We start from the raw sequence: 7,234 nt of genomic DNA, 5'->3' as shown, positions 1-7,234 counted from the left end.
CCCCCCCCCCCCCCCCCCCCCCCCCCCCCCCCCCCCCCCCCCCCCCCCCCCCCCCCCCCCCCCCCCCCCCCCCCCCCCCCCCCCCCCCCCCGCCGTGAGTGGCCGTCAGGCTGTGGATGAATCAGACGGGCGGGGTGTCAGGACCTGGTCTCGTGCGCGTGCTCGTGGTCGTGCGCGTTCGAAGCGCCCACGCCGGTGTCGCCACCCGTGGTGCGCTCCGTCTTGGCCGTGGCCTGCGTCTTGGCCTTCGCGGTGAGCGGGCTCAGGTCGTGTGAGTACCGGCCCACGGCGTCGGCGATGACGTCGATGTTGACGTCGAACGCCTCCTTGTTGATGTTGTCCAGGTCGTCGCAGGCCGCGTGGTAGCAGGGGTCGTACGCGACTCCGGCCTCGCCGCCGAACTTCGCCGCCTGCGCCTCGGTCTTGATGCCCTCGGCGCCGGTGAAGGTTCCCCCGGAGGGGATGCCGATCTCGATGAACGGCCCGTAGTCGGAGCGGCCGGTGAAGTCGGTGCCCTCGTGCGGGTGGTCCTTGCTGTCGAGGAAGTCGGTGATGCCCTTCTCCAGCTGTGCCGAGCCCTCCGGACCCGGACCCGCGCCGACGGCGTCGGAGTCGTCACCGTCGTAGACGAACTGGCCGAAGTTCGGCGAGGCGATCATGTCGAAGTTCAGATAGAGCTTGATCTGCGCGGCCTGCTCGGGGCTGAGGCCCTTGACGTAGTCCTCGGCGCCGAGCAGCCCCAGCTCCTCCGCCGACCACCAGGCGAAGCGGACCTTGTTGGCGGTCTTCTCACGGGACTTGGCGAGGTCCAGGGCGACTTCGAGCAGCCCGGCGGAGCCGGACGCGTTGTCGTTGATGCCCGCGCCCTCGGTGACGGAGTCCAGGTGGGAGCCGAGCATCACGGTGTTGGCCGCGTTGCCGCCCTTGGTCTCGGCGATGACGTTGCGGGTGGTGCGCTCCTCCTGGAGCTGGCGGATGTCCAGGGAGACCGTCACGGGGCCCGCCTCGGCCTCGGCGGCGAGCTTCGCGCCCTCGGCCTGCGTGATGCCGCCGGTGGGGATCCTGGCCGCGGCCGGGTCGCCCAGGGTGCCGCTGAGGGCGCCCTCGGTGTTGTTCGAGACGATCGCGGCGACCGCTCCCGCGCCGGCCGCCGTCTGCTGCTTCGTGGCGAAGTCGCAGCCGCCGCGCTGGATGAGCGCGATCTTGCCGGTGAAGGCCCCGGCGGCGTAGTCGGTGGCCTCGCAGCCGGTGGTCGCGTCGACCGGCACGACGGCGAGGTCGGCCTCGATGCCGCCCTCGGGCGTCGACGTCGTGTACGACATCGCTGTGATCTCGGAGTCGCGCGGTGTCGGCGCGGTGACCTTCAGCGTCTCGGCCTCGGTCTCGATGTAGGTGAACTCGAACGAGTCGTACGAGACGTCGTAACCGGCCTTCTTCAGGAGGCCGTACACGTACGCGGCGGAGGCGTCGTGGCCGAGCGAGCCTGCCGCGCGGTGGCCGTCGGCGGAGTCGGCGATGTCCTGGAACTTCTTCAGGTGCTTGTACGCGTCCTTGCCGGACGCCTCCCTGACGAGCTTCTTGGAAAGCTTCGCCGCGTCCTTCGCCGGGTCGGGCTTGTTGTGGGCGGAGGCGGAGGATGCGGACAGCAGAAGCGGTGCCGCGAGCGCGGTGGCGGCTGCGACTGCCATGAGTCTGCGGGACGTTGCGTTCACAGGGGTCCTTCCGATGCGAACGAAAATGCGAACGGTGCGGAGTGAAGCTAACGAAAGCTAGCGACCAGGGGTGCCCCAGGGGAACAGATGTGCCACAAGTCGTGCACTCGCGCCGGGGTCCGCTCAGCTCTTCGCGCGGGCCGGGGGGCTCTCGGCCGCCTTCGCCGCCTTGGCGGCCCGCTTGGCCTCCTGCTTGTGCGCGCGGACCTTGGCCAGGGTCTCGGGCCCCGTGATGTCCGCCGCCGAGCGGTACGAGCCCTCTTCGCCGTAGGCGCCCGCCGCCTCGCGCCAGCCCTCGGGCCGTACGCCGTACTGCTTGCCGAGCAGGGCGAGGAAGATCTGCGACTTCTGCTTGCCGTAACCGGGCAGTTCGGTCAGCCGCTTGAACAGCTGGGCGCCGGTGGCGGCGTCCTTCCACACCGCGGCGGCGTCGCCGTCGTAGTGCGCGACCAGGAACTGGCAGAGCTGCTGCACGCGCTTGGCCATGGACCCCGGGTAACGGTGCACGGCGGGCTTCTCCGAGAGCAGCGCGGCGAACGCCTCGGGGTTGTACGCGGCGATCGCGCGGGCGTCCAGATCGTCACCGCCCATGCGTACGGCGATGGCGTACGGACCCGAGAAGGCCCACTCCATGGGTACCTGCTGGTCCAGCAGCATGCCGACCAGCGCGGCCAGCGGGCTGCGTCCGAGGAGTTCGTCGGCCTCGGGCTGCTGTGCGATCCGAATCGTCGTGCTCATGGGCAGATGGTGGACCGGCGGGCGGAGAATTTCACGGATGCCACGCCCTGACGGTGTGTTCATATGACTGTTTTATGGCGCGGATGGCGGTACGGGCCGAGGGGTAGTGCTGGACACGGACAGCTGCCGGAGTCCTCCGGAAACCTCGGGAAAGGCCGCGCACCAGTGACACAGCCCTTCGAACTGCCGGATTTCTACATGCCTTATCCGGCGCGTATCAATCCCCGTCTGGAGGAGGCCAGGGAGCACTCCCGGACATGGGCCGCGGAGATGGGAATGCTGGAGGGCTCCGGCATCTGGGAGCTGAGCGATCTCGACGCGCACGACTACGCGCTGCTGTGCGCCTACACCCATCCCGACTGCACAGGCCCGCAGTTGTCGCTGGTCACCGACTGGTACGTGTGGGTCTTCTTCTTCGACGACCACTTCCTGGAGATCTTCAAGCGGACCCAGGACCGGGTCGGCGGCAAGGCGTATCTGGACCGGCTTCCGGCGTTCATGCCGATGGATCTCGCCGAGGGGTTCCCCGAGCCGGCGAATCCGGTCGAGGCGGGACTCGCCGACCTCTGGAGGCGCACGGTCCCCTCGATGTCGCTGGACTGGCGGGCCCGGTTCGCCGAGAGCACGGAGAATCTGCTCAACGAGTCCCTCTGGGAACTCGCCAACATCAACGCCGAGCGGATCTCGAATCCCGTCGAGTACATCGAGATGCGCCGCAAGGTCGGCGGGGCGCCGTGGTCGGCGGGGCTCATCGAGTACGCGGCGGGTGCGGAGGTTCCCGCCGAGATCGCCGGCTCACGTCCGATGAGGGTCCTGCGCGACACGTTCTCCGACGGGGTCCATCTGCGGAACGACCTCTTCTCCTACCAGCGGGAGATCGAGGAGGAGGGCGAGCTGAGCAACGGCGTGCTCGTCCTGGAGACGTTCCTGAACTGCACCACACAGGAGGCGGCCGACGCGGTCAACGACCTGCTGACCTCACGCCTCCACCAGTTCGAGAACACGGCGCTCACGGAGCTGGGCCCGCTCTTCGTGGAGAAGGGCGTCGACCCGGTCGCGGCGGCCGGGACCCTGGCCTATGTGAAGGGACTCCAGGACTGGCAGTCCGGCGGCCACGAATGGCACATGCGCTCCAGCCGGTACATGAACGGCGCCGAGGCGGGCGGACGCCCAACGGGGGAGACGGCGGGTCCGCTGTTCCCGCAGACGCCGGTCGGGCGCGGTACGGCGGCGTCGGACTATCTCAAGAGCCTCACCAGCGGCTCCCCCGCCAGGGCGCGCCGCCACAGCCACGTCCCGTACCAGCGGGTGGGGCCCTCGATCCTGCCCGAGTTCGAGATGCCGTTCGAGGCGAGGCTCAGCCCGCACCTGGAGGCGGCGCGCGAGCACGTGGTGGAGTGGGCGCACCGGATGGGCATCCTGGACGGGCAGCCCGGTGTCCCCGGCTCGGACATCTGGGACGAGGACCGGATCCGCCGCATCGACCTGCCGCTGTGCGCGGCCGGCATCCACCCCGACGCGACCCCCGGAGGGCTCGATCTCACGTCGGACTGGCTGGCCTGGGGGACGTACGGCGACGACTTCTTCCCCGTCGTCTACGGGAACAGCCGCGATCTGGTGGCGGCGAAGGTCTGCAACGAACGGCTGTCGCTGTTCATGCCGATCGACACCCTCGACACCCCGGCACCGCTCAGCGCGCTGGAGCGCGGCCTGGCCGACCTGTGGGTCCGTACGGCGGGCCCGATGGACGCGGACGCCCGCCGCACCTTCCGCACGTCCGTCGAGGACATGACGGCGGGCTGGGTGTGGGAGCTGACCAACCAGATCCAGAACCGCGTCCCGGACCCCGTGGACTACATCGAGATGCGCCGCGCCACCTTCGGCTCCAACATGACGATGAGCCTGTGCCGCATCGGCCACAGCGACGCCGTGCCGCCGGACATCTACCGCAGCGGCCCGATGAGGTCCCTGGAGAACGCGGCGCAGGACTACGCCTGCCTGATGAACGACCTCTTCTCGTACCAGAAGGAGATCGAGTTCGAGGGCGAGGTCCACAACGGCGTCCTCGTCGTGCAGTCCTTCTTCGACTGCGACTACCCGACGGGCGTCGCCATCGTCCACGACCTGATGAAGGGCCGCATGCGCCAGTTCCAGCACGTCGCGGCCAACGAACTCCCCGTCCTGTATGACGACTTCGCCCTCAACGACGAGGCACGCGCGGTCATCGACGGATACGTGAAGGACCTGGAGAACTGGCTCTCCGGCATCCTCGTCTGGCACGACGGCTGCCGCCGCTACAAGGAGGAGGACCTGCTTTACGACCGCGCGGGCATCACCCGCTGGCTCCCCCCGACACCCAAGGGACCGGGCACATCGGCGACGAGAATCCACCTCCCCTCCCCGGCGTCGCCGGTGCCGCCGGACAGCCGTGGCCCGGAGCAGGAAATGGTTGTTCCAATTGCCGCAAGAACGGAGTGAGTTGGCTACTTCGGGCGCTAAGGTTCACTTCTCGCACCGTGAAGATTCGGTGTGTTTATGGGGGTGGAAGCGTGTACGAGATGATCAAGGGGGCCAACACCGGACTTGCGGTCCTGAGCGAGGACACCGAGTCCGTGCGGGTGGGGCTGAGCTGGAGCAGTGAGGAGGGAGACGGGGACGCGGACGTCTCGGTGCTGCTCCTGGGCGACGGGGGAAAGGTCCGCGGGGACGCCGACTTCCTCTTCTACAACAATCCGGTGGCCGCTGACGGCAGTGTCCAGTTGCTTGGGAAGACACCCACGGACAGCGGCAGTGAGGACCGGATCAGCCTGGACCTGCACGCGATGGCGCCGGATGTCGAGCGCGTCGTCGTGGCGGCGAGCCGCTACGACGACGCACGGTTCGGCGACCTCAACGGGTTACGGCTGACTGTCGCCGACCGTACCGGCGAGGATCTGCTGGGCTTCTCCATCGACGACGCGAGCACGGAGAGCGCCTTCGTCTTCGGTGAGTTCTACCGGCGCGGCGGCGAGTGGAAGTTCCGGGCCGTCGGACAGGGGTACGAGACCGGACTGGCGGGCCTGGCCACCGACTTCGGCATCGACGTGGACGACGCGGAGCCCGAGCCGGGCTCGGACACGGGGCCGGGTACCGGTGCGGCTGCGGACACCGCGGCGGAAACCGGCGGGGCGGGGCCCGTCGGCACCTCTGTGGCCCTGTCGGGCGAGAAGGCGGTTCCGGAGAGGGTTCCTGCGGCGATCGCCACCGGCCCTTCCGCCGCCATTCCGGCACAAGCGGCAGGCGGGACCGCCGTACCGCCGGCGCCCGGGAAGGAAGAACCCGCCGCGCCGCCGCCCATACGAAGGCCACGCACCGCCAAGAAGAAGGTGACGATCCCGAAGGTCACCAAGAAGTCCCTGGCCGAGAACGACTCGTGGCGCCCCGCCCGCCTCTTCCCCGTGCCGTCGCTCAAGAACGACCGGGAGCGCGAGACACGGGCGACTTCGGTCCTGCTCTCGGTGATGACGCAGGTCCCCGAGTTCGGGCGCCGGCTCACCGCCCCGTTCGGAGCACCGGTGGGGCGCATGGAGACGTTCACGGAAGTGCCTCTGCGGCACGGCGATGCGCCGAGACGTCCCGACGGCGTCATTCGCGTGGAGCGGGCGGGCAAGCTGTGGACGGCGCTGGTCGAGACGAAGACCAACGGCAACGCGCTCAAGGCCCAACAGGTGCAGGACTACATGGACATCGCCGCTCGGCGTGGCTACGAGGCGGTCATCACCCTCTGCAACGACGTCGCCCTGGAGGGCAGCCCGCTCGTCGACGTACGGATCGACGGCCGTCGCAAGCACAAGGTCGTGCTCTGGAATCTCTCCTGGGCCGAGGTCGCCCACCAGGCCCAGATGCTGATCCGGCACGAAGGCGTCGGCAACGCCGCGCACGCCTGGCTGTTGCAGGAGTTGCTCCACTACCTCCAGCACGAGAACTCCGGCTGCCACGGCTTCCAGAACATGGGCCCGGCATGGGTGCCGGTACGCAGGAGCATCGATGACGAGACCCTGTGCCAGGGTGACCCGCGTGCCGTGGACGTGGTGGAGAGCTGGGAGCGCCTCGTACGACAGGTGTGTCTGCGGCTCGGCGGTGAACTCGGCCAGAAGGTCCTGCCCGTGCGCCGCGTGAGACGCGCCTCCGACCCCCACGCGCGCCGCGCCGCGCTGGCCGATCAGCTCTGCCACGAGGGCCGGTTGTCGGCCGAGCTGCGCATCGAGGGGACTTCCGGCATTCTCGCGCTCGCCGCCGATCTGCGAACCGGCAAGCTGCGCACGTCGATGGATGTCCCGGCCCCCGACCACGACTCTCCGCTGATCTCGGCGAAGCGTCTGATCAGGCAGCTCGCCGACGCGCCCGCGGATACCCATGTGCAGACGCTCGTGGGCGGAGGCGGCGACGGACCGCGAGGGACGCTGGAGCGACTGCGTCCCGAACCGGCCGACCTGCTGCCGAAGGGCGAGACGCGGAGCGACATGGAGATCACCGGCTTCCGGCTGTCCCTGTTCAAGGGCATGGGCAATACGCGCGGCAACGCGGAGTCCAGCTTCATCCGCAGTGTCGACGATGCCGTGGACCGGTTCTGCGCGAGCGTCGTCGCGCCTCTCGAACGGCGAACCGCCCGACGGTCGTTGCCCGAGCGGCAGGGATCGGAACCGGTGGCTGCGCGGTGATGCCGGGTGGGTGACGGGCGCCGAGGATCAATGGCCCCTGCACGTGGAGTGTAAGGAGGAAGATACCCTCGCCCCTCAGGTCTG

At 69.3% G+C, this 7,234-nt stretch carries 4 protein-coding genes; 2 read left to right on the top strand and 2 right to left on the bottom strand.

Annotated elements, in window-relative coordinates; translation table 11 throughout:
- Window positions 1-137: 137 nt before the first annotated feature.
- Entirely contained in the window at window positions 138-1,688 is a 1,551-nt protein-coding gene (locus ACZ61E_RS21300) for a M28 family metallopeptidase (protein WP_469701398.1), read from the bottom strand.
- 147 nt (window positions 1,689-1,835) lie between these two features.
- On the bottom strand, window positions 1,836-2,450 hold the full coding sequence (locus ACZ61E_RS21295) for an HhH-GPD-type base excision DNA repair protein (RefSeq protein ID WP_469701397.1): 615 nt from the start codon (window positions 2,448-2,450) through the stop codon (window positions 1,836-1,838).
- Between the two features lie 165 nt (window positions 2,451-2,615).
- Here ACZ61E_RS21295 and ACZ61E_RS21290 point away from each other — a divergent pair, with 165 nt between their 5' ends.
- Window positions 2,616-4,928: a terpene synthase family protein gene (locus tag ACZ61E_RS21290; protein WP_469701396.1), complete on the top strand. Its 2,313-nt coding sequence runs from the start codon at window positions 2,616-2,618 to the stop codon at window positions 4,926-4,928.
- A gap of 71 nt (window positions 4,929-4,999) precedes the next feature.
- Window positions 5,000-7,150, top strand: a complete 2,151-nt coding sequence (locus ACZ61E_RS21285; RefSeq protein ID WP_469701395.1) for a TerD family protein — start codon at window positions 5,000-5,002, stop codon at window positions 7,148-7,150.
- The last annotated feature ends 84 nt before the right edge of the window (window positions 7,151-7,234 follow it).

Source organism: Streptomyces sp. NPDC104581, from assembly GCF_055583685.1.
Note: the sequence above shows the minus strand (reverse complement) of the source record. Positions and strands in the feature narration are given on the sequence as shown.

Bases quoted from the DNA above. Each gene is read 5' to 3' on its own strand.
- ACZ61E_RS21295 (WP_469701397.1), bottom strand. From the start codon at position 2,450: ATGAGCACGACGATTCGGATCGCACAGCAGCCCGAGGCCGACGAACTC.
- ACZ61E_RS21300 (WP_469701398.1), bottom strand. From the start codon at position 1,688: ATGGCAGTCGCAGCCGCCACCGCGCTCGCGGCACCGCTTCTGCTGTCC.